Origin of the sequence: Rhodococcus sp. MSC1_016 (assembly GCF_023667485.2) — a bacterium.
Classification (GTDB): Bacteria; Actinomycetota; Actinomycetes; order Mycobacteriales; family Mycobacteriaceae; genus Rhodococcus_F; species Rhodococcus_F oxybenzonivorans.
On record NZ_JAMOZI020000001.1, the window covers coordinates 3,555,328 to 3,580,461 of the forward strand.

24 protein-coding genes are annotated in these 25,134 nt (G+C 62.9%); 7 read left to right on the plus strand and 17 right to left on the minus strand.

Annotated features, from left to right (window positions below; translation table 11 throughout):
• Positions 1-316: 316 nt before the first annotated feature.
• Positions 317-586, minus strand: coding sequence for an SDR family NAD(P)-dependent oxidoreductase (locus tag L1080_RS16380; protein WP_236603415.1), 270 nt, complete (start codon positions 584-586; stop codon positions 317-319).
• Positions 587-1,126: 540 nt separating this feature from the next.
• Between L1080_RS16380 and L1080_RS16385 the strand changes: the two genes are divergently transcribed.
• From L1080_RS16385 to fdxA, 3 genes are read left to right on the plus strand one after another with little or no spacing between them, the layout of a single operon-like run.
• Complete coding sequence (locus tag L1080_RS16385; protein WP_250775996.1) at positions 1,127-2,419, plus strand: cytochrome P450; 1,293 nt, start codon at positions 1,127-1,129, stop codon at positions 2,417-2,419.
• Positions 2,416-3,435 carry an NAD(P)/FAD-dependent oxidoreductase gene (locus L1080_RS16390; RefSeq protein WP_250775999.1) on the plus strand — a complete coding sequence of 340 codons (1,020 nt, stop codon included), beginning with the start codon at positions 2,416-2,418 and terminating at the stop codon, positions 3,433-3,435. The genes L1080_RS16385 and L1080_RS16390 overlap by 4 nt, the downstream gene beginning before the upstream one ends.
• 16 nt (positions 3,436-3,451) lie before the next feature.
• Positions 3,452-3,802 (plus strand): ferredoxin, encoded by a 351-nt coding sequence (fdxA, locus tag L1080_RS16395; protein ID WP_250776001.1) that lies wholly within the window; start codon positions 3,452-3,454, stop codon positions 3,800-3,802.
• Here the strand turns inward: fdxA and L1080_RS16400 are convergent.
• The 10 genes from L1080_RS16400 to L1080_RS16445 form a co-directional block, all read right to left on the minus strand.
• Complete coding sequence (locus L1080_RS16400; protein ID WP_250776003.1) at positions 3,686-4,738, minus strand: SDR family NAD(P)-dependent oxidoreductase; 1,053 nt, start codon at positions 4,736-4,738, stop codon at positions 3,686-3,688. The genes fdxA and L1080_RS16400 overlap by 117 nt on opposite strands.
• Before the next feature lie 2 nt (positions 4,739-4,740).
• A complete protein-coding gene (locus L1080_RS16405; RefSeq protein WP_250776006.1) occupies positions 4,741-4,923 on the minus strand; it encodes a hypothetical protein in 183 nt (60 codons plus the stop codon).
• 54 nt (positions 4,924-4,977) lie between these two features.
• On the minus strand, positions 4,978-5,727 hold the full coding sequence (locus L1080_RS16410; protein WP_250776010.1) for an SDR family NAD(P)-dependent oxidoreductase: 750 nt from the start codon (positions 5,725-5,727) through the stop codon (positions 4,978-4,980).
• Between the two features lie 198 nt (positions 5,728-5,925).
• Positions 5,926-6,825: an SDR family NAD(P)-dependent oxidoreductase gene (locus tag L1080_RS16415; RefSeq protein ID WP_250776012.1), complete on the minus strand. Its 900-nt coding sequence runs from the start codon at positions 6,823-6,825 to the stop codon at positions 5,926-5,928.
• Complete coding sequence (locus L1080_RS16420; RefSeq protein WP_250776015.1) at positions 6,822-7,622, minus strand: SDR family NAD(P)-dependent oxidoreductase; 801 nt, start codon at positions 7,620-7,622, stop codon at positions 6,822-6,824. Before L1080_RS16420 ends, L1080_RS16415 begins: the two co-directional genes overlap by 4 nt.
• 105 nt (positions 7,623-7,727) lie before the next feature.
• The gene (locus tag L1080_RS16425) at positions 7,728-8,084 is read right to left on the minus strand and encodes a VOC family protein (protein ID WP_141471424.1); all 357 of its coding nucleotides are present in this window, start codon (positions 8,082-8,084) and stop codon (positions 7,728-7,730) included.
• Between the two features lie 46 nt (positions 8,085-8,130).
• Positions 8,131-9,324, minus strand: a complete 1,194-nt coding sequence (locus tag L1080_RS16430; RefSeq protein ID WP_159920672.1) for an LLM class flavin-dependent oxidoreductase — start codon at positions 9,322-9,324, stop codon at positions 8,131-8,133.
• Between the two features lie 55 nt (positions 9,325-9,379).
• Positions 9,380-11,152 (minus strand): hydantoinase B/oxoprolinase family protein, encoded by a 1,773-nt coding sequence (locus L1080_RS16435; RefSeq protein ID WP_250776017.1) that lies wholly within the window; start codon positions 11,150-11,152, stop codon positions 9,380-9,382.
• Entirely contained in the window at positions 11,152-13,290 is a 2,139-nt protein-coding gene (locus tag L1080_RS16440; RefSeq protein WP_250776021.1) for a hydantoinase/oxoprolinase family protein, read from the minus strand. Before L1080_RS16440 ends, L1080_RS16435 begins: the two co-directional genes overlap by 1 nt.
• 44 nt (positions 13,291-13,334) lie before the next feature.
• Positions 13,335-13,898 (minus strand): NUDIX domain-containing protein, encoded by a 564-nt coding sequence (locus tag L1080_RS16445; protein ID WP_308202196.1) that lies wholly within the window; start codon positions 13,896-13,898, stop codon positions 13,335-13,337.
• Here L1080_RS16445 and L1080_RS16450 point away from each other — a divergent pair.
• Positions 13,843-14,586: an SDR family NAD(P)-dependent oxidoreductase gene (locus L1080_RS16450; RefSeq protein ID WP_159920664.1), complete on the plus strand. Its 744-nt coding sequence runs from the start codon at positions 13,843-13,845 to the stop codon at positions 14,584-14,586. The two genes, L1080_RS16445 and L1080_RS16450, sit on opposite strands and share 56 nt — an antisense overlap.
• A gap of 51 nt (positions 14,587-14,637) precedes the next feature.
• Positions 14,638-15,423 (plus strand): SDR family NAD(P)-dependent oxidoreductase, encoded by a 786-nt coding sequence (locus L1080_RS16455; RefSeq protein ID WP_250776024.1) that lies wholly within the window; start codon positions 14,638-14,640, stop codon positions 15,421-15,423.
• A gap of 8 nt (positions 15,424-15,431) precedes the next feature.
• Here the strand turns inward: L1080_RS16455 and L1080_RS16460 are convergent, their stop codons facing one another.
• Positions 15,432-16,379: a cyclase family protein gene (locus tag L1080_RS16460; protein WP_159920660.1), complete on the minus strand. Its 948-nt coding sequence runs from the start codon at positions 16,377-16,379 to the stop codon at positions 15,432-15,434.
• A gap of 97 nt (positions 16,380-16,476) precedes the next feature.
• Here L1080_RS16460 and L1080_RS16465 point away from each other — a divergent pair, with 97 nt between their 5' ends.
• Positions 16,477-18,678 (plus strand): acetate--CoA ligase family protein, encoded by a 2,202-nt coding sequence (locus L1080_RS16465; protein ID WP_250776026.1) that lies wholly within the window; start codon positions 16,477-16,479, stop codon positions 18,676-18,678.
• A gap of 66 nt (positions 18,679-18,744) precedes the next feature.
• Here L1080_RS16465 and L1080_RS16470 read toward each other — a convergent pair whose 3' ends face one another.
• The 3 genes from L1080_RS16470 to L1080_RS16480 form a co-directional block, all read right to left on the minus strand.
• The gene (locus L1080_RS16470; protein WP_250776029.1) at positions 18,745-20,244 is read right to left on the minus strand and encodes an MFS transporter; all 1,500 of its coding nucleotides are present in this window, start codon (positions 20,242-20,244) and stop codon (positions 18,745-18,747) included.
• Positions 20,245-20,389: 145 nt separating this feature from the next.
• The gene (locus L1080_RS16475; RefSeq protein WP_159920654.1) at positions 20,390-21,379 is read right to left on the minus strand and encodes a phosphotriesterase family protein; all 990 of its coding nucleotides are present in this window, start codon (positions 21,377-21,379) and stop codon (positions 20,390-20,392) included.
• 64 nt (positions 21,380-21,443) lie between these two features.
• The gene (locus tag L1080_RS16480) at positions 21,444-22,256 is read right to left on the minus strand and encodes an SDR family NAD(P)-dependent oxidoreductase (protein ID WP_250776032.1); all 813 of its coding nucleotides are present in this window, start codon (positions 22,254-22,256) and stop codon (positions 21,444-21,446) included.
• A gap of 99 nt (positions 22,257-22,355) precedes the next feature.
• Here L1080_RS16480 and L1080_RS16485 point away from each other — a divergent pair, with 99 nt between their 5' ends.
• Positions 22,356-23,126: an SDR family NAD(P)-dependent oxidoreductase gene (locus L1080_RS16485; RefSeq protein ID WP_159920650.1), complete on the plus strand. Its 771-nt coding sequence runs from the start codon at positions 22,356-22,358 to the stop codon at positions 23,124-23,126.
• A 57-nt stretch (positions 23,127-23,183) separates the two neighbouring features.
• Here the strand turns inward: L1080_RS16485 and L1080_RS16490 are convergent, their stop codons facing one another.
• The gene (locus L1080_RS16490) at positions 23,184-24,113 is read right to left on the minus strand and encodes a TIGR03621 family F420-dependent LLM class oxidoreductase (protein WP_159920648.1); all 930 of its coding nucleotides are present in this window, start codon (positions 24,111-24,113) and stop codon (positions 23,184-23,186) included.
• Positions 24,114-24,119: 6 nt separating this feature from the next.
• Positions 24,120-25,103 (minus strand): alpha/beta hydrolase, encoded by a 984-nt coding sequence (locus L1080_RS16495; protein WP_250776035.1) that lies wholly within the window; start codon positions 25,101-25,103, stop codon positions 24,120-24,122.
• Positions 25,104-25,134: the final 31 nt, after the last annotated feature.

The window sequence follows — 25,134 nt, forward strand, 5'->3', positions numbered from 1 at the left end:
ACGCCGGCACGCTCGTAGGTGATGTGCGGAATCTACAAACCCGAGCCGGGACTTGGACCGGTGACCAGTCGAGTGTCGCTGTGGCTCAGCGTATCACCACAGGTGTCGACTGAGTTGGGACGGGCGCTCAGAGCAGCCGTGTGCAGCGCAGATCTGCAATGTTCACGGCTCTGATTTCCGGCTAGCGACGAAACACCCCCGACGGGTTGCCGTCCCCGACTATATTGCCACTGCAGGACGCCCTGCTGTCGCCCCACCATCGACGACCAGATCGTGACCGTGACGTATCCGGCCTCGTCCGACGCGAGAAACAGGATCACATCCCCGCGGTGGGCGACATCCCACCGTTCGACGCAACGTTCACGATGACCCCGTGTCCTTGCTTCGCCATCAACCGGCCTGCCGCGCGCGTTCCGTAGAAGACACCGCCGAAGTTGACCGAAACCGTCCGATGGAACTCGTCGTCGCTCGTCTCGACCCGTGAGCGGTTGGCGAGCACTCCCGCGTTGTTGCACATCACGTCTATCCGTCCGTATCTGTCTCGGGTGGAGTTCACGAGTGCATCCACCGACTCCGGACGGCTCACGTCGACCAGAACGAAAGTGGCACCGATCTCCGCCGCTACCTTCTCCGCTCACTCGCCATTCATGCCCCTGCGATGCCGACTCGCGCTCTCTCTGCAACATCAATTCAGCTGTTGCTCGGCCTAATCCCGACGATCCGCCGGTAATGATTACGATCTCGTTCACCAACTGACCGGTCATGGGGGGCCCTTCCTTTTAGTCCGAAGTTACGGTCAGGCGGACGAGAGAACCCCCAGTTGAGCTGGGGGTTCGTTGGTTTCGGTTGTGGTTGTTCTGGCTACCTGACCGCCAGGGGATGGCGGTATCGAGGAGTTCGAACGCGCGTCGTTGGGTCGGGGTGGGGAGCGACCACGTTCGCAAATCACGATTCAGTCAGCCTCGTGTGACCCACCTCTCAAATTCCTCTTGCTGTGACGAAGTAATTGACCTAGCATTTGCTACATCTCAACCGATCGCGGCGACGGATGCCCGCGTGCCCCCAGGAGCACGCACACGGTCCGTTGAGCTCGAACCCCTCTACGGACACTCGAGGAGAACCGAACGTGAGCAATCAGCCGACCGAGACCGAACCCCATCCTCACGAAAGTGCGGGATGCCCATACGCATTCGACGCCGACGACTTCGATGTTTCCTCGCCACGGCACGTCAGCAGCCCCTTTGACTTCTACCGGCGGCTCCGCAGTCAACAGCCGGTGTTCGCCAGCGCGCAGCTCGACTCGCACGTCCTCAGCCGCTACTCCGACATCCGCAACGTGTTCCTCGATCACCAGTCCTTCAGCTCGGTCGGCAGCCTCGCCGCGGCGGCGCGGATCGATCCCCACGTCGAACGCCTCCTCACCGAGCACAACGCCACACTGGAGACGTTTCTCGCCAGCGTCGACCAGCCCCTCCACACTCGTCTCCGGCGGAGCGTTGCGCGGTCGTTCTCGGTGCGCTCCATGGCTCGGCTTGAACCCGACGTACGGGCACTCGCAACCGAGATGATTGAAGAGCTACTTCCCCGCGGACAGGCGGACTTCGTGTCCGAGTTCGCCAGTCTTCTGCCCGCCCGCATCACGGCCCGCTTCCTCGGCATTCCCTCCGAGGACACCGAGAAGGTGCAACAGTGGGTCGACGACTGGTTCGGGTTGTTCTTCACGCCGATGTCTGTGCGGGAGCAGCGAGTACGCGCCGAAGGCTATATCGAGTATGTCGAGTACATGTACCAATTGCTGGCGAAGAGACGCGCGCGACCACAGGACGACTTCATGAGCGAAACCCTCGCCGCTGTCGCCGACGGTACTGCGGATCTCACCGATCGTGAGATCGTCGAGATCATGACCGCAATCAGCTTAGGAGGCAACGACACAACGGGCAATCAGATCGCGAGCCTCGTCTACCGACTGATGGTAACACCGGGGGCATGGGACACCGTCGTCAGAGATTCGGCACTTCGCCCGAACGCTGTCGAGGAATCCATACGCCTCGACTCGGCCGGGATCGGCGGCTTCCGATTCGCCAACGCGGACGTGGAGATCGGAGGCGTCACAATTCCGAAGGGCGCCCGCTTGTTCCTGCTCCAGGACTCGGCCAATCACGACGAGACGATGTTCGAAAACCCGGATGAGTACGTCCTCGATCGTCCGAATGCCGCCGAGAACATAGGATTCGGTGTGGGAATCCACCATTGCCTCGGCGCGCCCCTTGCCCGCCTGGAGCTCCGAGTGGTACTGGACGTCCTCACCGAACACGTCCCGACGCTACGTCTTGCCGACAGCGCACCCCCCACCTACCGCGTCAGCGTTGTCCAACGTGCAATGGATTCACTGCCCGTCGCGTGGGACATATCGAAATGACCCCAATCGACGTAGACCTCGCGATTCTCGGAGCGGGACCTACCGGACTGTACGGCGCCTACTATGCCGGTGTCCGCGGACTCACCGTGGCCGTCATCGACTCGCTGCCCGAGGTGGGCGGACAAATTACGGCGATGTACCCCGAGAAACCTATCTACGACGTTGCCGGGTTTCCCGCCGTCCTCGGGCGCGAGCTCGTGGACGGATTGAGGAAGCAGGCGGACCGCTACCACCCCATCTACCTCCTCGATCAACGTGCAGAACATCTGCAACCGGTACACGACCCGACGGGCCACAGATTCCAGGTCACGACATCGGCCAATACCGAAATTCGAGCGCGAGCCGTCGTGTTGACGTGCGGCATCGGAACCTTCAAGCCAAGACCGCTCCCGGCGGGCGACGGGCACCTTGGCCGCGGATTGACCTACTTCGTCCGCAACCTCTCCGAGATGATCGATACCGACGTTGTCGTCGTGGGTGGGGGTGACAGCGCATGTGATTGGGCACTGGCATTGGAGGGCTCCGCCCGAAGCGTGACCCTCGTGCATCGACGAGACACATTCCGGGCACATTCCGCCACCGTGACAGCCCTGCGGAACAGCTCAATCGAGGTGCTCACCAACGCGCAGGTGACCGGGATCAGCGGGATTCATTGCGTCGAGCAGGTCGAGGTGGTCCAGGGGTCCGTCTCGCATATCCGGCCGGCCCAACGAGTCATTGCCGCGCTCGGCTTCACGGCGGATCTCGGACCGGTTCGATCGTGGTCCGTCGACCTTCGGGACAACAGACACGTAGTCGTCGACACACGCATGCAAACCAGTGCCGACGGGATCTACGCGGCCGGGGACCTCACCGAGTATCCCGGCAAGGTCCGGTTGATCTCAGTGGGGTTCGGCGAGGTCGCCACTGCGGTCAATAACGCTGCTGCCTCTATTGATCCAGCCGCGACCGTCTTCCCCGGACACAGCACGGACCAGGATCCTGCCACTACCGAACCGCAGCGTGTGAACGTGTGAGGAAAGGAATCAACCGATGCCGTACGTCATCAACTCGAAATGCATCGACACCAGAGACCAATCGTGTGTCGAAGAGTGCCCCGTAGACTGCATCTACGTCGGCGACCGCAAGCTCTACATCAATCCGAACGAGTGCATCGATTGCGGTGCATGCGAGCCGGCGTGTCCGGTGGACGCGATCACCGTCGATAAGCAAGTACCCCCGAACGACCAAACGTTCATCGACGATTCTCGCCGATTCTTCGCCGAGCTATTGCCCGGGCGTGAGGAACCGATCGGCAACCCCGGTGGGGCCCTCCAGTTCGGAGACGTCGGGGTAGATACTCCGCTGGTCGCCGACTACCGAAGCGCGACTAGCCCGCAATGACGACGTGGGCGCTGGTCTCACCGCCGGGATCAGCGCCGTCGCCGGCCGTCGGGGCACGATGCTGTTCCACTCTCCCGCAAGCGCGTCGCGCGCAGGTGCAGATTCCAGGAACACCGGGATGTTCTCGGTGTGCTCGTAGTGCGGCCCACACAATAACAGTCCTCCGTCGACCGCCAGATCTTGACCAGTGACATACAGGGACAGATCCGACAACACGAACATCGCGGCAGAGGCGACATCGGCAACCAGTCCCCGCCGGCCCAGCGGAATGATGTCGCGTTCCCGATTCCCCTCGGACGTGCGGGACGGGTGCATCCTCGGCGATGCGATCAGCCCCCACGACACCGTGTTAGCTCGGACTCCGAAGGGCCCGAGCTCAACAGCCATCGTGCGCGTGAGGGAGTCCAGGGCCGATCGTGTTGCCCCGTAGAACGCAAACCACGGCATAGATCGATCGGCGTCGGAGACGGACAGACTGACGATCGAACCGCGTTTCCCGTCTACCACGCGCCGGGCAACGGTCTGGCTGGTTCGCAGTGCGTAGGTCACGTTGATCGCGAGAGCGCGAGTCCACTGGTCCGATCCGAGATGAAGGAAGTGTCCGATATCGTCGCCGGACACGCCGCCGACGACATTGACGAGGTGCCTGACCGGTCGATCAGCTCGATCGAGAGCTGACTCGAGGTCGCGGATCCCGCTCTCTGTGGTGATGTCCGTCAGCACCGGAAGCAGATGCACATCGTGGCCCAAGGCCGCTGCGAGGTGCCCCGAACGCTCTTCGTCATGGTCGACCACGATGACAGACGAACCGGCACGCAGGAGGAGCTGGACCATCGCCGAACCGACCCCGCCACTCGCTCCACCGATGACGACCGCGCAACTGTCCCCGAATCCTGGAAATACATACTCGGGAACCGGCGGGAGTTCGAACTTCACCGTCACAACGGCATCACCAGTCCGCTGTTGACCCGGATGAACTCGTGAGCGGACAGTAGGGACTGCCGCGTACGCCTGCACACCAGTAGGTGATGTGTGGAATCGGTATGTTCGCGGCGGGGGCAGGGAACTTCACGGTCGGCGTTGAATTGTTCGGGACCCTCGCAGTGGAAGAGCTTGTTCACGGGCTTTGATTCCGGCTAGCGCACGAAACACCACCGACGGGTTGCCGTCCCCGACTATATTGCCACTGCAGGACGCCCTGCTGTCGCCCCACCATCGACAACCAGATCGTGACCGGTCACGTAACCGGCCTCGTCCGACGCGAGAAACAGGATCCCGGCCGCGATCTCAGAGGGTCGGGCTGCGTATCCGATGGGTTGGAGCTTGTCGAGGACCTGCTTGATTCCGTCGATGTCGGGAACCATCGCAGTCAGCATCGCCCCGGGTGAGATCGTATTCACCCGAACACCAGCGCCCGCAAGCTCCAGTGCGCACGCTTTCGACATCGCCACCACGGCAGCCTTCGTTCCGCTATATACAGCCATCCCCGCTGTGGGCGACATCCCACCGTTCGACGCAACGTTCACGATGACCCCGTGTCCTTGCTTCGCCATCAACCGGCCTGCCGCGCGCGTTCCGTAGAAGACACCGCCGAAGTTGACCGAAACCGTCCGATCGAACTCGTCGTCGCTCGTCTCGACCAGAGAGTGGTTGGCGGAAACTCCTGCGTTGTTGCACATCACGTCGACCCGCCCGTATTTGTCGCGGGTGAAGTTCACGAGTGCATCCACCGACTCCGGACGACTCACGTCGACCTGTAGGAAATTGGCGCCGATCTCGGCGGCGACCGCCTCACCGCGGTCGCCATCGATGTCGGCGATCACCACCCTCGCTCCCTCTGCGATCATTAATTCGGCCGTTGCTCGGCCCAATCCCGACGATCCACCAGTAATGATCACAACCTTGTTCAGTACCCGACCGGTCACGGCGAGCCCCTTCCTTCCAGCTGCAGCTATGGATGGAGTCCTCCACCCTCGCGCTTACTTGTTCAGTCACGTCACAGGAGATGCCCCGAGCGTGCGCAATCAGCCACCTGTGGGCAGATGGCACCGATCGATGCGCGGATTCGAGAGGTCGCCGCCGCGGTCGATAACGCTGCCGACTATCCGAATCCTCCACCGTTGCTAGTCGGGGCACACGATGCTGTTCCACCCTCCCGCAAGCGCCTCGCGCGCAGGTTCGGATTCCAGGAACACAGGGATGTTCTCGGTGTGCTCGTAGTGCGGCCCACACTGCGACAATCCTCCGTCGACCGCCAGGTTTTGTCCCGTGACATACAGGGACAGGTCCGACAACATGAACATCGCGGCAGAGGCGACATCGGCAACCAGTCCCCGCCGGCCCAGCGGAATGATGCCGCGTTCCCGATTCCCCTCGGATGTGCTTGCCGGGTGCATCCTCGGTGATTTGATCAGCCCCCACGACACGGTGTTTGCTCGGACTCCGAAGGGGCCGAGCTCAACGGCCATCGTGCGCGTGAGGGAGTCCAGAGCCGATCGTGTTGCTCCGTAGAACGCAAACCACGGCATCGATCGATCGGCGTCGGCGACGGACAGGTTGACGATCGAACCGCGCTTCCCGTCTACCATGCGCCGGGCAACGGTCTGGCTGGTTCGCAGTGCGTAGGTCACGTTGATCGCGAGAGCGCGAGTCCACTGGTCCGATCCGAGATGAAGGAAGTGTCCGATATCGTCGCCGGACACGCCGCCGACGACATTGACGAGGTGCCTGACCGGTCGATCAGCTCGATCGAGAGCTGATGCGAGGTCGCGAATCCCGTTCTCTGTGGTGATGTCCGTCAGCACCGAATGCAGACGCACCTCGTCGCCCAAGGCTGCTGCGAGGTGTCCCGAACGCTCTTCGTCGTGGTCGACCATGATGACAGACGAGCCGGCCTGCAGGAGGAGCTGGACCATCGCCGAACCGACCCCGCCGCTCGCTCCACCGATGACGACCGCGCAACTGTCCGCGAACCCTGGAAAGACGAAGTCAGGAACCGGCGGAAGGTCGAACTTCACCGTCACAGCGGCATCACCAGTCCGCCGTTGACCCGGATGATCTGGCCGGTGATATATGAAGCAGCATCCGAGGCCAGGAAGGTGACGGCGGTGGCGACCTCCCTCGCCCGACCCGGTCGGCCCAGCGGGATCGAGGCACTGTGCTCACTGTCGACTGCGTTCTGCTGCTCATCGTTCAGCGTGCCGTCTGCATTCCGATAATGCGCGGCGGTCATCGACGTCGAAATGTACCCCGGCGAGACGGTGTTCACCCGCACACCATCACCGCCGAGCTCCATCGCGAGTGTCCGGGTGAGCTGCAGGACACCCGCTTTCGGGATGCTGTACGCCCCGAGGTCGGGCGCGTGGCCATCCACAGTTCCGGACGAGACATTGATGATGCTTCCACCGCCACCGCTGATCATCGCGGTGCCGACTGCGCGACAACCGTACACGAAGCTCTTCAGGTTGAGTGTGAGACCTTCGTCGAACTCGTCGTCGCGCATGGACAGGACGGGTCCGCGGACGGTGATCGCACCGGCTACGTTCGCCAGGGCATCGATCCGCCCCGTCCGGAGGAGCAGATTAGACACTACGGACTCGAAGTCGGCTACAGAGCGCACGTCCAAGGAGTAAGAGAATGCCGTGCCTCCCTGTTCCGTGATCTCCTCGGCGCAGCTTCGGCATGATTGCTGGTCGACATCCGCACAACCCACCGCGGCGCCTGCGTTGGCAAGTTCGATCGCCGTCGCGCGGCCGATACCACTTCCAGCGCCGGTGACAAGCGCAGTGCGGCCCTCCAATCCGAGTGCGGCACTCGACATCGCTCGCCGTCCTTTCCATGCAAAGCGCGTTTACTGCGCGGTATAGCGGCCGTCGACGACCAACTTCAGCGACCTACCCGCCGAATGGACCGGAAATGTCGTCCCTCACGCCTTCAGGGGTGCGTAGAGCACGACTGCGTTGCCCCAGGGGTCCAGCACGACCGCACGAGTCTCATGCGGCCCGTCCTCAGGATCGCGAACTACCGTGGCTCCGGCGGCAACTGCCGCGTCTACGGCGGACGCGACGTCGGATACCTTGAAGGACGCGGCGACGCGACCGTCAGTGACGTCCTCCTCGCGTCCGGCGATCGCGACGGTGACCTTGCCACCGTCCAGTGCAGCGAATCGTGAGCCGTCTTGGAATTTTGTTGGAAGTGACAGAACGGATCCGTAGAACTTCACCGCGGAGTCGACGTCGTCGACGGGATACAACACATTCCCGACGGAAACCTGCTGGGTCATGGTGTGGTTCTCCAATTTCTTCGAGAGGGCCCTTGGATGTCGGTGCTTACAGACGATTCGACTTGGTGTCCTCGTAGCGTTTGCGGGCGCGCGCGTTCGCGGCACCGAGCGCGACCTGGAAGTCGCCTTCAGAGTTGTGAAAGGTGTTCCAGTTCTCGATTCGACGCCGATTCGAATCCTGGAAGTGGGGCACGACTTCGCGAGCGAACAACTCGTACGAGTTCAGGGTGTCCTGGGGCGAGGCCCAGTCGAGTACCCGGATGAGGTGAGTGCCGTAACCGCCGGACATTTCCTGCATGCGCTCGATATGCTCGATTGCATCTTGTGGAGTCCCGACCACACCGAGATTGGACGCGCGGAACACGTCGAGGATCGGTGCTCCCTCGTCCAGACCCGACGAGTCATAGATTGCCTTCAGGAAACTCGCGTCGCGGAACAGGTAGCGGCCGGCGTCTTCCATGGCGTATGAAACCTGCCGCTCGGCTTCCTCTCGTGTGGGGGCCACGTGAATGACGCTCACGAGCCGCCAGTCCCGACGGTCTCCCGGTCCGTGCCCGTGCAGCGCCCGCTGTTCCGAGTAGATGTCCCAGTGTTCGGCGAGTACGCGACTGCCGGCGTCGGTTGCGGCGGCGAGGGCCAGCATCGGCAGCCCGAATCGTCCGGCCAACATCGCCCCCGCCGGCGAGATGACCGCTGTGACAGCCAACTCCGGGTGGGGGCGGGTGTAGGGCAGCATCTGCAGCTGCGCCTGACGGAGTTCGAACCACTCGGTCTTACGATCGATGCAGCCGTCGGAAGTGAACAGAGCGAGAATCGCTTCGAGCGACTCTTCCATTCGCTCCCGGAGCGACGAGTATTCCAGCCCCATCATGGCCGCATCGGATGGAAGTGCGCCCGGCCCAACTCCCATGATGAGCCGGCCCCGGGTGAGATGATCCAGCAGTGTCATGCGCTCGGCGACCATCAGCGGATGGTGGTAGGGAAGCGAGATCACTCCGGTACCCAGCTTGATGTGCCGGGTTCGTTGCGCGGCGGCCGCGATGAAGAGCTCGGGGCTGGAGATGATCTCCCAGCCACTCGAATGATGTTCGCCGACGAAGGCTTCGTCGAACCCGAGCTTGTCGAGGTGTTCGACGAATTGCAAGTCACGCTCGAGGTCCCAGGTGGGATTGTTCGACGGCTTGTGCTCGGGTCCGAGGAAGACGCCGAACTTCATCCTCGTGCGCTCATGGCTGGTCACGATCGATCACTTCCTTTGGTTACGCGGGTTGTCCAATCGGGGGCCTGTGATCCAGTCATGACCGGCTTGCCCTTCGTGCCTCGGTCGCCGCGTGGTCGACATCGCCCTTCGCGGTGACGACCACACCGTAGTCACGCCATGCTCCCTCGACGGTGATTCGTGCGGCTTCGACGTCCTCGGACACGGACTCCACGGGGCGTTCGAATGGATCTCCGATTCCACCGCCGCCGCTCGTCTCGACGATGAATGCCTCGCCCGCGAGGAAGAGTTCGTTATTGACCTTCGAGTTGAGGACGACGGTCTCTCCGTGGGGTACGCGCTTCTTGAATGCACCGGTCACTCCGGGCTTTCCGCCGTCCCGGCCTCGGGGACCGGTTTCGAGCCGGTCCCCACGTGTGGTGACGTAGGCGTCGGCGAGCAGCCGGAACACGGTGCGTGTTCCGAGACCGCCGCGCCAACGTCCCGGCCCGCCGGAGTCCGCGATGTACTCGACCTCCTCCACGATGAGGGGGCAGCGCACTTCCACGGGCTCGACCTGCGGGACCGAGTTACGCCCGAGACCGAAGTGGATGCCGGTGGCATCCGGGCCGTCTTTGCCGAACCGGGCTCCCACTCCACCGAACTCGTAGGCGAGATGGACCCAATACGGTGCCGTTTTCGCGGCGATCGAGAAGGGTTGCAGGATTCCCGATGCTGCGATGGCACGTTCAGGGACTGCGTCGGATAGTGCCTGAAGTACCGCTTCCATTGCCGCGTATGCCGGAAGGAAACGCCCACCGCATGGATAGGGTGACTGGGCATTGAGCAGCGACCCCTCGGGCAGATTCACATTCAGGACCCGCAGGCATCCGTCGTTCATCGGGATCGTCGGGTCGACGAAGCACCTGAACGCGAAGACAGCTGCGGCAAGCGATTGGGAGATGCTCGAGTTCACTGCGGCGGCGACCTGGCGGTCGGTTCCCTCGAAGTCCAGCGAAATGTCGCGGTCACCGATCGTCACCGCAACCTGTACACGATGACCGCGCAGGCTGGTGACGCCGTCGTCATCGATGGTGTAGTCGGAGCGGTAAGTTCCGGCGGGCAAGTCCTCGATCGCGGCTCGGGTAAGAATCTCGGTGTACTCGAGGTAGTCGTTCACCCCATTCGCGAACCCCTGAATTCCGTATTCCTCGATAAGTTCCTCGACGCGTTTCGCGGCAGTCGACACGCCCGCTATGAGTGCACGGACATCGCCCTGCACCTTGTCAGGCGTGCGGCTGTTCAAGGCGAGGATCCGCATGATCGGCTCTTCCAACCCCTCCGCGGTGGCGATGCGGACCGGAGGTAGTTGGAGTCCCTCCGCGAAGATCTCGGTCGCCAAGGATGCCATTCCGCCGGCGGACGCACCTCCGATATCCGAGACGTGGATCAACGTCGCGGTGAAGTACTCCACCGTTCCTTCGACGAAGATCGGCTTGAAGATGAGGATATCGTTCGTGTGAACCCCGCCTTTGTAGGCGTCATTGGTGGCGAACACATCTCCGGGCCGCATCGTGTCGAGCGGGATGTCCGCGAGTAGGAACGGCACCGCCACCGACAGCGCCATGCTGTTCATCAGGGTCGTGGCCATCGAATGCGCGATAAGCCGACCGTCCTTGTCCAGGATCGCAGCTGATGCGTCGGAACCCTCTACGACGAATGTCGAGAAGGCGGACCGCACGACGACGATGCTCGCCTCCTCCGCTGCGACCACCAGTGCATTGCGGAGCACCTCGGAAGTCAGTTGCGCTGTGCTCGAACCGCTGTCGTCGAGAGTCTGGGCCGAACCGTCGGCCAGAACGTGCGTCATTACTTCTCCTCCGAAGCGCGCGACAGAATTACATTGAACTCACTGTCGACCTGGGCGTTCCATGCCGGCGGGACCACGATGGTCGATTCACCGTCTGCGATGACGAGAGGTCCCGGTACCGGGTGGGCACCGACGATTCCTTCGCGTTCATACACGGGGGTTTCCCGGTACTCACCGAATTCACGGAACCAGACGCGCCGTTTCCGTGCCGGCCCCTGACCTCGAGCATCGGATGTCGCGCGACGACCTAGCGGTACTTTCGGGACTACGTGAGTCACCCGGACTCGGTAGCTCACCAATTCGATGGGGCCTGAACCGTCGATTCCATAGGCCTCCTTGTACTTTTCGGCGAAGCTCTCACGCAGGGCCGGGAGCGATGAGTCGTCCCAGTGCCTACCTTCACCTCCGTCACTGATTCGGACGGTCAGTTCGTGCGCTTGACCGGCCAACCGCACGTCGACAGATCGCTCGACTCGGGTAGACGGTGCGGCGAGCTCCACGCCGAGATCACCGGCCGCGATCTCCGCGAGCTGGGTGAAGGTGTCGTCGACCGACGCCCCGTCGATGTCGTTCTCATGGCACAGTCGGGTAAGTACCCGGTCGGTGCTCAGGTCCGTGCCCAGGAGTCCGACTGCAGAACCGACGCCGCACGACGGGGGGATGATCACTGTGCTGATGTCGAATTCTTCGGCCACGCGCGCTGCATGCATCGGACCTGCACCGCCGAACGCGACAACCGCAAAGTTTCGAGGATCTAAACCACGCTGGACGGTGACCACCCGGACGGCTGCTGCCATCGTCGCATTGGCGATCTCATGAATGGCATTTGCGGCGGCTTCGAGACCCACGCCGAGAGGTTCCGCGACACGCTCACGGATGACATCGGCCGAGTTCTCGGGTTCGAGTCCCATGGTTCCACCAGCAAACCCGATCGGATCCAGGTAACCCAGGACGAGGTTCGCGTCGGTCACCGTCGGGTCCTGACCACCGCGGCCATAACATGCCGGGCCCGGTTCGGAGCCGGCCGAATGGGGTCCGACCCGCAACGCTTGCCCGTGGTCGACCCAGGCGATGCTGCCACCACCGGCGCCCACTTCGGCAAGGTCGATCGCCGGCGTCTTGATAGGCACCCCGGTACCCGCCCGGCGTCCGCCGAAGCTCCCCTTGCCACCGACGTGGAACTCAGTGGTGATGGCCGGAGCGCCATTGCGAACCACCGACGCCTTCGCCGTCGTGCCACCCATATCGAACGAGATCACATCAGGGTGACCTGCCGACAGACCGGCCGCGCGGGCGGCGAGCACTCCGGCAGCCGGACCTGATTCGATGGTCGCTACAGCGCGCCGACCGGCGAGCTCCGCGGACATGACTCCTCCGCCGGATTCCATAACCTGCACGCGTGCCTCGATTCCGGCATCACGCAGCCGTTGCTCGAGCTTTCGTAGATACGACACCATCACCGGGCCCACGTACGCAGACATCAGCGTCGTCGTGGTGCGTTCGTACTCCCGAAGCTCGGGCCACACCTCGGCTGATGTCACTACCGTCGCGTCTGCTGGGAGATACTCACGCACGATCTCCGCGGTGCGCAGTTCGTGGGCGGGATTGACGTATGAGTGCAGTAATGCGATCGAGACGGACTGGATACCGCGATCCCGGATCTCCTCTGCCACTGCGCGCACGGACGACTCGTCCAAGGGAATGATGGCCTCGCCGGCGCTGTCGAGGCGCTCGAGCACGTCGAAACAGTCGGAAGCAGGGATGGGCGACAACGGCGGGTCGAAGAACGTGTCGAAACGATCCTCCTCAACCCGCGCGTAGCGGCCCAGCGGCAGGAGGTTACGAAACCCGCGCGTACCGATGTGCGCGACCCGGACACCCTTCTGCTCCAGAATCGCGTTGGTGGCAAGGGTGGTCGCATGTACCACCCGATCTACCGCGGCCGGGGCCACCCCCGCCGTAGCGAGGGCGGCCTGCACACCTCTGACGATTCCTTCAGTGGGGTCGCCGTGCGTACTGAGCGTCTTGGCAACCGACTCTTGGCCCGTCGGTCCGGCGAGGACGACGTCGGTGAAGGTGCCGCCGACGTCGATGCCGAGGGCATAACCATTCGACGAGTGGTGCGGATCTGCTGACATGAAGTCACCCTAACTACTTGAGCAAGCGCTTGTCTATAAGTTTGTCACGTGCAGTTGAGCAGAGATTCGGCGACCAGAGCGGGAAGCCATGACACGAGTTCCCTGCCGCCTTCCCCCGCTCGACTCCACGGTGTCCAGCACACGTCCTCGTGTTCCCAGTTGAGCCGAATCCGCCGATGAAGCGTGGTCGCCACGAAGACGTGCACCGTCCACACCCCGTCGCCGCCGGAGAGGCGTAACACCGGCCCCTCTACCAGGTCGGCAAGGTCGATGCGAGACAGGCCGGTCTCCTCGCCCAACTCGATCAACACGTGTGCGGCCGGGTCGTCTCGCGAGTCGAGGTAGCCCGTGACACAGTGCCACCTACCCCGGTCGCTCGCAACGAGGGAACTTCTCCGCAACAGGCACAGCTCGCCATCGTTCTGCAGAAGCATGGCGACGGCACTGCGACCGGAACGCTCGAGGCATCGGCTCAACGGTCTACCCCTTTCGGTGTTCCGGATCACTATACACTTACCCAAGCGCTTGCTCAGTAGTGTATCTTCGGGATTCATGCAGACCGACCTCACAGGCAAGGTAGCGCTGGTAACCGGCGGTGGCGCCGGCATCGGTGCCGAAATCTCCCGGCGCCTCTCCCGTCGCGGTGCGACAGTTCTCGTTCTCGATCGCAACCTCGACGCAGCCGAATCCGTTGCGGGCTCGATCGATCGGGGAACCGCCGTCGAAATGGACCTCGCGGACACTACCTCCATCGCGCTCGCCCTCCGCCGCGACGCGGCACTACGCGAGGTCGACATCCTCGTAAACAATGCCGGCCTCACCAGAGTCGAGCGGTTCGTCGACAGCGATCCCTCGGCATGGGACATGCTGTGGCAAGTGAATCTGCGCGCTCCCATGCAACTCTGCCACGCGATCGTCCCCGAGATGACCAAACGTGGGTGGGGCCGCGTCGTGTTCGTCGCCACCGACAGCGCGCGAGCGGGAGGCGGCGGCGAGGGCATCTACTCGGCGACCAAGGCCGGTCTGCTCGGTTTCTCGAAAACCCTGGCACGGGAAACGGCCCGGGACGGTATCACCAGCAATGTTGTATGCCCAGGGCTGATCGATACGGCCATGCTGCAATCGGTTAGGGAGAACAACCCAGCGCTGATGGACAAACTGATCGGCGCCATACCGATGCGCCGCATGGGATCCTCCGACGAGGTCGCGGCGGCGATCGAGTTTCTCTGCACCGTCGACTCCGGGTACGTCACCGGCCAGACCTTCAGCGTCAACGGTGGGATCACGATGATGTGACACCGCCGGCACCTCACTTCCCACATCGATCCGGTCAGAAGGAATTCCAGGATGAAGATCGACCTCTCCGGCAAGACCGCACTCGTCACGGGCTCGACGAGAGGAATCGGGTTGGCGATAGCACGGGGTCTTGCCGACTGCGGCGCGCATGTGGTCGTCAACGGCCGCACTGCGACCGCAGTAGAGCAGGCCCTCGACCAGTTGGCTTCCGCCGGCAGCTTCTCTGCGGTTGCTGCGGACGTGACGACCGCACAGGGATGCGACGCGATCGCCAGCGCATACCAATCCTTCGACATCATTGTCGGCAATGCTGCCGTGTTCGACTGGAAGCACTTTCTCGAGACGACGGACGACGACTGGATCCGTCATTACGAGATGAACGTGCTGGCGGCGGTGCGTCTAGCCCGTTCCTATCTGCCCGGCATGCTCGAGCAGAATTGGGGCCGAATCGTCCTTGTGGCATCCGAGGCGGGCATGAACATTCCGTTGGAGATGATTCACTACGGCGTGACCAAGGCCGCGGAGATCGCGCTCGCCCGCGGTCTCGCGGAACTGACGGTGGGCACGGGTGTCACGGTGAACAGCGTGCTGCCGGGGCCGACTGCGTCGAGCGGCGCCGACACCTTTCTCGATGACTATGCCGTCGAACACGGGATACCGCGAGAGGACGCGGATCGCCACTGTGCGACGTCAATAAGGCCGAGCACTTTGTTGGCCCGCCTCGCAACGGTCGACGAAGTGGCGAGCATGGTCGTCTACGCCTGTTCCCGCGAGGCCTCGGCAACCAACGGCGCGGCCTTGCGTGCCGAAGGCGGCCTTCTGCGGCATTTCGGCTGACCCGCAGCTCAGAGAACCACAATCGGATTGATCGGACTCGCAGTGCCTCCCACGATCGGCAGCGGCGCGGCAACGAAGAGGAACTCCGCCCTCTCCGTATGCGAAAGCTCTTCCAGCCACAGCATTTCGATGAGTGATACGCCGTGCTCCCACAGCGTCAGCATGTGAATATCCTCGTCGACGGATCCATGGAAGACACCACCGGGATCGAGTGCGCCGACCGCGATGTTGTCGGAGCCTATTGCCACGACGTCACGTTCCACCAGCCACTTGCCTCCGCTGTGACACAACCCTGGCTGCTCGTCGTTGTACTTCTCGGGGTCCTGCGCGAAAACCGTGGCCCATCCGGTCCGGACGAGGACCACATCCCCGGCCCGGACTTCTACACCGGCAGACTCTGCCGTGTCCGCGAGCAACTGATCGTCGATGCGCGTCGAAGCCGACAAATGAGGTACCCCGAGGTGCCTGGCAACGTCCAGCATCACGCCACGGGTGATGAGCGGTCCGAGTTTTTCGATACCGCACCGAGTCGCGCCGTAGCTACGCACCCGGTTTGCCGAGTGGCCGTTGAACAACATGTCGTTGCGCCACATATGCGCCAGTGCGTCGATGTGGGTTGTCGTGCCGTGCGGCGATACGATCAACGCGTCGTCCGCGACCGACATCTCCCCCTTGATCCGTCCGATGCCCGCCGCGTAGTCTCCGCCATCCATCGACATGAAATGCTGTGGCAGCGGTCGCCCGGTGAGGTGCGGGACGCGAGATGCGCCAGGCCCCGACGTGGCACCCTGGATGGGAAGGGCGAGCGACAAGGTCGTGCCCTCGCGTACTGTCGTGAACGCCGCGAGCACTGTGGACGGAGTCAGAAGGTTCGCAGCGCCCCGCTCGTCGTCCGTTCCCCACCGCCCCCAGTTTCCGAATTCCGACACTGCGTCGACATGGACTTGCTCTGGCATCCTTTTCGCCCTCTCAGTTGCCTTACCGAAGGATCGACACCAGCGTATAGTACCAAGCAATCGCTTGCTTAAACGCAATTTGAAAGAGGGATCTCCCATGCCTCCGAACACCAGTTCAGCCCTGTCCTCCGAGCCAGAAGCGGAGGAAACACCGCGAGCGGATACTGATGACACCGCCGCCAGGCGGCGCGTCGTACCCGAGCACGAGGTCAAAACCCTACTCGGCGAATACGGTGTCGATGTTCCGGTGAGCAGAACCTTCACCAACGTCGCACAAGCCGCGGATGCCGTGTCCGGACTGTCCGGTCCGCTCGTGCTCAAAGCCTGGGGTCCCGGACTCGTGCACAAGAGCGACGTCGGCGCCGTCGTCCTCGGGCTGACCGCACGCGAAATTCCAGCAGCGGTCGCCGACATGGCGGCATCTCTAGACCGTCAGGGTCTCACACCTAGCGGATACCTTGTCGAACAGCAACATCCCGGTGGAATCGAATTGATCGCCGGGGTCGTGCGCGACGCAACCTTCGGGCACGTGGTGTTGCTCGGACTCGGCGGTGTCGCAACCGAAATGCTCGACCTCTCGGCGCTGCGCGTCGCCCCCTTGTCGCGGGCGGACGCTGCAGAATTGGTAGACAGCTTCCCCGGGGCACCGCTACTACACGGCGCCCGAGGACGCGAAGCCGGCAACCGAGACGCTCTCATCGAGTTCTTGCTGTCGATCGCCGGCGAGGGAAGCCTGGTCGAACACCTCGGCGACACGCTTGCGGAGTTCGAATGCAATCCGATCGTCGTAACCGCCAGCGGCGTCCAAGCGTTGGATGCTCGCCTGATCGTGGAATCGACCACCGACATACCGGCTGCCACGCCCGAGCATCCCACTGACTTCACCCGTCTGTTCGCCCCACGCGGAATCGCGATAGCCGGTGCCTCGAGCAGTCGATCCACCTTCGGGAACCGTTTCCTCGCCGCCTATCGACAGGCCGGCTGGACCGACAGCCTCTGCGCTCTTCACCCGGACGCCTCCAGTATCGACGGGGTCCCCGCATACTCCTCGATAAGCGATGTTCCGTACCCAGTCGACTACCTGGTCGTGGCGGTACCGGCAGCGGCGGCTCCGAAAGTGGTCGCCGACGCGGCCGCTTCCGGCGTCGGCTTCGTACACGTCGTGACCGGGGGATTCGCGGAAATGGGTTCAGCCGGCGCCATATTGCAAGCCGAACTCGGGCAAGCCGCTTCCGGTACAGCGACTCGCATTCTCGGACCCAACTGCCTGGGTGTGTTCGCCCCCCGCGGGCGTCAGACCTTCACCCTCGGTGCACCTTCCGAACCAGGGGTGGTCTCCGTGGTGTCACAGAGCGGCGGTCTGTCCGGCGACATGATCACCGTGGGTTCACGACGGGGTATCCGGTTCTCGAAACTCGTCAGCATCGGGAACGCGATCGACGTGACCCAGGGCGAGCTTGTCGACTGGCTCGTCGACGACCCCGAGACCCGGATAATCGGAATCTACTTGGAAGGCACGCGTGACGGCGCAGCACTGCTCGGTGCGCTCCGGCGGGCCTCAGGGAAGAAGCCAGTCGTGATTTTGCGCGGCGGCTCGAGTGCGCAGGGCTCTGTAGCCGTGAGTTCACACACCGGATCGATGGCCAGCAACGAAAAGGTGTGGGCAGCCGTTTCCCGATCGACGGGAGCTGTTCAGGTGCGTTCGCTCGAAGACTTCCTGTCCTGCCTGACCTATCTTCAGCACTATATCGATCACAGGCCGAGCACCGACGCTGACGGTGTCCTGGTGATCGGGTTGGGAGGCGGCGCCTCCGTCCTCGCAACCGACACCTGCGACCGCGCCGGACTCGAACTGACTCCACTGCGCGACGAACTCCGCACGCGCCTCCGCGACCTTGGTTACGGCGCCGGAACGAGTGTTGCCAACCCACTGGAGGTTCCCGTGGGACCCGCCTCCCCCACGTCAATTCTGGTCGACGCACTCACTCCGGTCTTCACCCGGGACGGTCAGCACTACCAAGACGTGCTCGTGCATTTCAACGCTGCGGCCTATTACAACTACGGCACCGCGGGCATTCGCCCACTGATCAACACACTGCAGTCACTCGTCGACGCCGAACTGCCCGTCCGCGTCGCTGTCGTGGTTCGGAACACCGAGGTATGCCCGGCTGTGGATGTCGAACTTCTCGACATCTTCGCATCGGACAGCGGTCTCCCGATGTACCGGAGCTTCAGTGAAGCCGCGAGCGCGATCGCCTCGGCGCAGGACTTCGATGCCCGGCGAGGCAACGGCGCCTGATCGCCCCGAACATACACAGAAGCGCCGGGCCTCAGGGCCCGGCGCTTCTGTGTATCTAGTGTCGTGTCAGTGCGCGATCACGTCGGACGCGGTCTTGACCTCCCGAACGTCGCTCGCACGACCGTGCGGCATGATCTTGAGGATCGCAAGTCCGACGAGGGCGAACCCGGCCGAGACGAGGAATGCCAGGCGATATCCGTCGGAGTCGAAGAAGGTTCCCAGTTCGGTCGTAAAGGTATGCATCGCCAGCATCGCGAAGGCGAGCTGAACCGCAATGGCACTCGACAAGTTCTGCGCCGACAGCATGATCGACGACGTAATGCCCTGCTTCTCGGGCGGCGCAGACTGCACCACCAGGTTGGGCAACCCACCGAAAGTAGCGCCCATGCCGACTCCACAGAAGAGCAACCACAACAGCACCTGCCAGGTTTCGGAGTGCAGGAACGCCAGTCCGATGCTGCCGACCGCGAGCGCACCACATCCCGCCATCATCGGGTAGCGAATTCCCCAACGTGCAGCCTTCGCTCCACAGATGAAGCCACAGATGACCATCGCCGCCCCGTGTGGCGCCATGTAGGCGGCCACTCCGAATGCATCCGAGGCGAAGCCGATCTCTCCTCCCGGATCGCGTGGCATCTGGACGATGATGGGTACGAGTGACACGACGATCGCCGCCGGCCCGTACACAGCAGCGTTGAGTATGAGCGTCGTCCACATGGGTCGGGTGCGGAGCAACGAGATCTCGACGATCGGCTCGGGAAACGAACTGTCCCACCAGATCCATGCGGCAAAGCACGCCAGTCCCGCGACCATGAATCCGAAGAAGCTCGTCGATGTCCACCCCCAGGTGCCGGCATTGCCAAGCCCGTACACGAGCAGCGCACCACCGGCTCCGAGCAGGATCGCACCAACCCAGTCGAGTCGAGACTTCACCCGCAGCGGCGACTCCGGAAGTAGCAGCAATACCCCGATGATGCAGATCACCTGGAATGCGGCAATGCACCAGAAGATCGACAGTGGGCCGTACCCGTCGATGAGCCACCCCGCGACGAAGGGCGAAATGATGAGTAGCGCACCGGCACCGGTGAAGGTCACTGTGATCGCGAAGGCGATCAGTTTCTTCGGGAACACGTCGCGGATGAGGGAGTACGCCAGCGCGGGTGTCACGTAGAGAAGTCCCTGCAGCCCCCGCCCGACGAGAAAGACCTCGTAGGTCGGGGCCACCGCTGAGATGACACCGCCAGCCGCCGACAGGGAGGTGACAATGACAAGCAGGTTTCGCTTGCCGCGTAGGTCGGCGAGCTTTCCGATCATTGCGACGGCAACTGCGGTCACAAGGTTCGCGATGGTGATCGTCCAGCCCAGATCAGTTGTCTGGAAGTGCAAGCCGATACCCGGGAGCGCGGTCCCGACCAAGCTGTACGAAAACGTTGCCAACTCCCCGAGCATGACGACGACGACGAGCGCGCCGATCCAACGAGGCGTCCAGATCTTGCCCTTTTCGCCGACGGGCGGTGTGTACTCGGATTCCTCGAGTGGGTTGGCAGAGGGTGGGTTTGTTGTCATGCACGTGCTCCCTGTCCGATCCGGAAGGTTGATGTGGTGATGATGTGATACACGCCACTACTGGCGTGGCGTCACAGTAATTGACCAAGCGCATGCTTGGCAAGAGTCCAACTTCCGAATCGGACTGCTCAAACGGAGAGTTTCCTCAGTAGCCGCCCTGATTGGCGAAGATCCGGGCGGGGTTCTCGATGAGCATCACATCGATCTGGTCCTGGCTGACGCCTCTGTCGAGCAGGGCCGGAACGACATCCTGGGGGATGTGGGTCCATCGCCATTGCGGATTCATCTCTCGGCGCCGCACCGGATCGGACATGTCGGAAAAGCAGGATGTGTCGTGCGACAGGACCATCCGGTCGGCGTACCCGCGCCGACACATTTCCGCGACGATCTCCACTCGCTTGTCGAATGGCACCGTGTTGAGACCGAATCGGTCCATACCCAGATATGACCCCGCGTCCGCGAGTTCTTCGAGGTAGTCGAAGTCGTCGGTGTCACCCGAGTGTCCGATCACGACCCGGGACAGATCGACGCCTTCCTCCTTGAATACCTTCTGCTGATCCAGGCCTCGGCGCAGCCCGGAATGGGTGTGCGTTGTAATCGGCACACCAGTTTCGCGATGTGCATGTGCAACCGAGCGCAGAACTCGGTCCACGTCCTTCGTCAGTCCGGCCTCGTCGGTGACGCATTTCAGTATCGCCGCACGGACACCGGTCCCGGTTATTCCTTCGGTGATGTCACGGATGAAGAATTCGGCAAGGCGGTCGGGGCCGCCGGCGGCGGTGCCTGGACCTCGGTAGTGGAAGTACACGGGGAGTTCACTCAAGACGTACGCCCCCGTCGCGACCACGATGTTGATGTTCGACTGCTCGGCTACCCGCGCGACCCTGGGAACGTATCTCCCGAGACCAATCACGGTGAGGTCGACCAGCGTGTCGAATCCTTCGGCCTCGAGCGCCGCGAGCCGCTGTACGGCTTCGGCTATCTGTGTCTCTTCGTCCCACTGTTCGGGGTAGTCGGGCCAGTTCTGCTGGACTTCCGGGCTGGTGACGAAGATGTGCTCGTGCATCAGCGTTCTGCCGAGCGCGGACACCGGAACGTCACCGGTGGCGGTCGGCACGGTAGGTTGCGACTTCATACAGATCTCCATTGCTGTTTCGGCTGGGGGGTGACGGATATGACGGCGAGCGCACCTGCGGGCATCAGATCGGTGCCTGCGGATGAACGATGTGGTTCTGCGCATGCCACGGTTGATGCGCCTGAAATCCGCCGTCGACAATGATCGTCTGCCCGGTGATGTACTTCGATTCCGGCCCCGCCAGGAATGTGATTACCGATGCCAGATCCTCGGTTTCGCCGAAGTCGTCAACCAGCAGGTTGGCGTTGTAGGCCTCGAGTTTTTCCGGGGACAGGTTCTGCCGTGCGGTCGGGCTCAGGATCAGCCCGCTCGCGACGGCGTTGACGCGGATACCCCTTTTTCCGTGCGATGTCGCCACCGACCGGGTCAGCGAGTACTTGGCCGCCATCGACGCCGCGTAGGCGACGTGGACTGTATCCCCGCTGAATCCGGAGGTGGACCCGACGTTGACGATCACGCCTCCACCCCCACGTTGCATGATCGGGATGGCAAAGCGAGTTGCCCACACAGCACCGTAGAAGTTGACCGCGAACGTTCGCTCCCAGGCGTTGTCTGGAGTGACCTCGACGTTCAGGTCACTCTTCTCGACGCCTCCATAGGCGACGGCGTTGTTCACGAGAGTGTCGATCCGCCCGAACGCCGTTTCTGTCTCCGCTACGAGTTTTTCGACATCCGCTTGGATTCCGACATCCGCACGAACCGCACGCGCGACTCCCCCACTTGCCGTGATCTCCTCCGCGACCGCATCCAGCTTGTCGTCCTGGATGTCATTGATCACCACGGAAGCACCCATCTCGGCGAGCCGCAGTGACACCGTTCGGCCGACGCCCTGCGCAGCGCCCGTGACGATCGCTACCTTGCCATCCCAATTGACCATCTGTGATCCCTTCTGTACGAAACTGACGCATTCACGGTACTAGAGCAAGCGATTGCTTGGTATAGTTGCGGGACAATCCAGCAGGAAAGGGGCGAGCGCATGCTCGACTTCGAGAAACGACCTGGCGCAGCACTTATTGCGGGCGGGACCGGCGGCATCGGGCGCGCGGTCAGCCGGGTACTCGCCGAGCGAGGTAGCCAGATCTTCTTCACCTACCGCGGCAACCAAGAGGGCGCAGCGAGTTTGGCGTCCGAACTCAGCGCACTGGGCGCCAAGGTCGAGTTCGCACGGGTCGACCTCGCCAGCGTCGAGGAGGCAGCCGAACTCACAACTAGTGTGCGTGACGCATTCGGAGGGATCCACACGGTCGTGTATGCCGCCGGACCCCACGTACCGATGACCCACCTGAGTAAGGTCACACCTCATCAGTTCCGCGCACAACTCGAGAGCGACGCGGCCGCGTTCTTCAATCTCGTGCACCCAGCGCTGCCTCTCCTTCGTGAATCGCGTGGCAGCATCGTGGCGGTCACGACAGCCGCCACCCGACGATTCCCGGTCCGCGACGGACTGTCCTCGGGCCCGAAGGGAGCCGTGGAAGCCGTAGTCCGAGCGCTGGCCGCGGAGGAGGGCCGATTCGGCCTGCGCGCGAACTGTGTCGGGCCGGGAATGCTCACCGACGGGATGGCCGCACGGTTGATCGAGTCAGGCGATCTCGACGAGAGTGCGCTCGACATCACCCGGCGCAACATTCCGCTGCGCCGCTTCGGTGACGCGGAAGACATCGCCGAGGCAGTCGCCTTCCTCGCGTCCGATCGCGCCGACTTCATCTCCGGTCAGACCCTCGATGTCGATGGCGGGTATGGAGTCTGAGGTACCTCGGAAATCGAGGGGCGGGTCCGTTCGACGGGCCCGCCCCTCATTCGTCATCTACTCACCGGCGAGCTTTTCGACTACCGGAATGAACGTTTCCAGGTCCTTGTCGTTGTGGAGCACAAAGAAGTTGAGGCCGTGCGTATCACGCCAGTACCGAAGCTTGTCGACCATCTCACTGACATCTCCACGTAGGATTTGCGGAGTCTCCTCCTGCTGTGAGAGATCGACGGCACTCCAGCTCTCCTTGCTCTGAGGAATACCGACTTCCTGGATGCTGGTGCCGATCGCGATGTCGTCGAACCGCGCACCAGCGGACTCCCGGATCGTCTCGATCTTCCCGAGGAAGGATTCCAGACCGCCGTCTTTTGCGTCCGGTGCGGTTCCGTCAGCCCGAACGCGCAACGTCAAATTGACGTAGTCCGCGTACCGGCCTGCCAGCTTCAGCATCTTGGGTCCGCCGCCCGGGAAAAGGAACTTGGGGTACGGCTTCTGCACCGGTTTGGGTTCCTGTACCAGCTCGTCGATCTGGTAGTACTGCCCTTGATACGAGAATGCCCCCTCGCCCCACACGCCACGCAGGACTTCGAGGGATTCGACGAATCTGTCGAACCGCACCTTCGGTGGATCGAAGCTCAAGCCAGCCCGGTCATAATCCTCACGCATCCATCCGGTGCCGAGGCCGACGTCGAGCCGGCCGTCCGACAGCACGTCGAGGGTTGCCAGTTCCTTCCCTAGCACGACGGGGTGCCGATAGTCGTTCGAGAACACCAGCGTGCCGATTCGCAGTGTCGAAGTGGCAGCGGCTGCCGCCGACAACGCCGCGATCGGCGCGAACCGAGGACCCACGAAGTGATCCGGCATCAGCAGCGTCGTGAATCCGGACTGTTCGACCAGGCGTGCGCGCTCAGCCCACGCCTTTCCGGAGTCCGCCTTCCGCACAACGACACCGAACATGAATTTTTTCGTCGCTTTGTCTTGTGGCATTGTCCTTCATTTCTCGCTTGCTGCCGCCAGGGCAGGTTTTGGTGGTGAAATCTCTTGTCCTCCGCTGAACCGCCGGATCGCATCGATGACACCTGCAATGGCTCGCCGACTCGCGGACGTCCACGGCGCCACACCGGTAAAACCGTGCGGCACATCGGCGATCGAGTGCAACTCGACGCTTACCCCGGCCGCTCGCATCCTCAACGCGTAATCCACCGCCTCGTCGTGCAGACAATCGGCACCCGCCGCCACGACATAGGCCGGAGGGAGACCGTTCAGGTCGGTGGCCGCAGTGGGAGAACCATACGCAGGCGGCTTGAATCGTTGCTCGCCCAGATAGTGCTGCCAGCACACCTCTGCATCGTGGGCGTTGAAGATCGCGCTCTCTGCGAGGGACGACATCGAGGGCGACTTCAGAGTCGAGTCAATGAACGGGTACAGCAATATCTGCCCCGCGAGCGCTCGTCGGCCCTCGTCGCGCAGCCGTAGCGCGACCGCCGCCGCCAGTCCGGCGCCGGCACTTCCGCCACCGATCACTACCCGGCCGGTGCCGAGGACCGCGAAAGACGCATCACGGTTGGCGTCGGTGAGTGCGGCAGCAACAGCATGGCAGTCGTCGAGTCCGTGTGGGAACGGATACTCGGGAGCCAAGCGGTACTCGACCGATACCACGCCGATGCCGACGTCGGATGCTATTCGGGCGCATAAGGCGTCATCTTCGTCGGCGGTGCCGACCACATACCCGCCGCCGTGTATCCACACCAATGTCGGTGCGTCGTGCGCGAGGTCACGGGGCACGTGGATCCGGACCGGAACGCGGTGTCCATCAGCGAGTGGAATGCTGCAGGTGTCGTGTATCTCCACGTCTTCGGGCAGCCTCGGCGGTGGCGCGGTTGTCCGCATTGCTTCGAATGCCGCGCGCTGCGCGGCGGGATCTTCGAATTGCAGCTGCGGGAAGTGTGCCACCACGTCTTCGAACTCTGTGTCCACGTGACCTCCTGTATTCATGATGGGCTCGACA

What these genes read in the sequence shown, in the direction of transcription:
- L1080_RS16390 (WP_250775999.1), top strand. Translation starts at nt 2,416, where the DNA reads ATGACCCCAATCGACGTAGACCTCGCGATTCTCGGAGCGGGACCTACC.
- fdxA (WP_250776001.1), top strand. Translation starts at nt 3,452, where the DNA reads ATGCCGTACGTCATCAACTCGAAATGCATCGACACCAGAGACCAATCG.
- L1080_RS16420 (WP_250776015.1), bottom strand. Translation starts at nt 7,622, where the DNA reads ATGTCGAGTGCCGCACTCGGATTGGAGGGCCGCACTGCGCTTGTCACC.
- L1080_RS16425 (WP_141471424.1), bottom strand. Translation starts at nt 8,084, where the DNA reads ATGACCCAGCAGGTTTCCGTCGGGAATGTGTTGTATCCCGTCGACGAC.
- L1080_RS16435 (WP_250776017.1), bottom strand. Translation starts at nt 11,152, where the DNA reads ATGACGCACGTTCTGGCCGACGGTTCGGCCCAGACTCTCGACGACAGC.
- L1080_RS16440 (WP_250776021.1), bottom strand. Translation starts at nt 13,290, where the DNA reads ATGTCAGCAGATCCGCACCACTCGTCGAATGGTTATGCCCTCGGCATC.
- L1080_RS16450 (WP_159920664.1), top strand. Translation starts at nt 13,843, where the DNA reads ATGCAGACCGACCTCACAGGCAAGGTAGCGCTGGTAACCGGCGGTGGC.
- L1080_RS16445 (WP_308202196.1), bottom strand. Translation starts at nt 13,898, where the DNA reads ATGCCGGCGCCACCGCCGGTTACCAGCGCTACCTTGCCTGTGAGGTCG.
- L1080_RS16455 (WP_250776024.1), top strand. Translation starts at nt 14,638, where the DNA reads ATGAAGATCGACCTCTCCGGCAAGACCGCACTCGTCACGGGCTCGACG.
- L1080_RS16460 (WP_159920660.1), bottom strand. Translation starts at nt 16,379, where the DNA reads ATGCCAGAGCAAGTCCATGTCGACGCAGTGTCGGAATTCGGAAACTGG.
- L1080_RS16465 (WP_250776026.1), top strand. Translation starts at nt 16,477, where the DNA reads ATGCCTCCGAACACCAGTTCAGCCCTGTCCTCCGAGCCAGAAGCGGAG.
- L1080_RS16470 (WP_250776029.1), bottom strand. Translation starts at nt 20,244, where the DNA reads ATGACAACAAACCCACCCTCTGCCAACCCACTCGAGGAATCCGAGTAC.
- L1080_RS16475 (WP_159920654.1), bottom strand. Translation starts at nt 21,379, where the DNA reads ATGAAGTCGCAACCTACCGTGCCGACCGCCACCGGTGACGTTCCGGTG.
- L1080_RS16480 (WP_250776032.1), bottom strand. Translation starts at nt 22,256, where the DNA reads ATGGTCAATTGGGATGGCAAGGTAGCGATCGTCACGGGCGCTGCGCAG.
- L1080_RS16485 (WP_159920650.1), top strand. Translation starts at nt 22,356, where the DNA reads ATGCTCGACTTCGAGAAACGACCTGGCGCAGCACTTATTGCGGGCGGG.
- L1080_RS16490 (WP_159920648.1), bottom strand. Translation starts at nt 24,113, where the DNA reads ATGCCACAAGACAAAGCGACGAAAAAATTCATGTTCGGTGTCGTTGTG.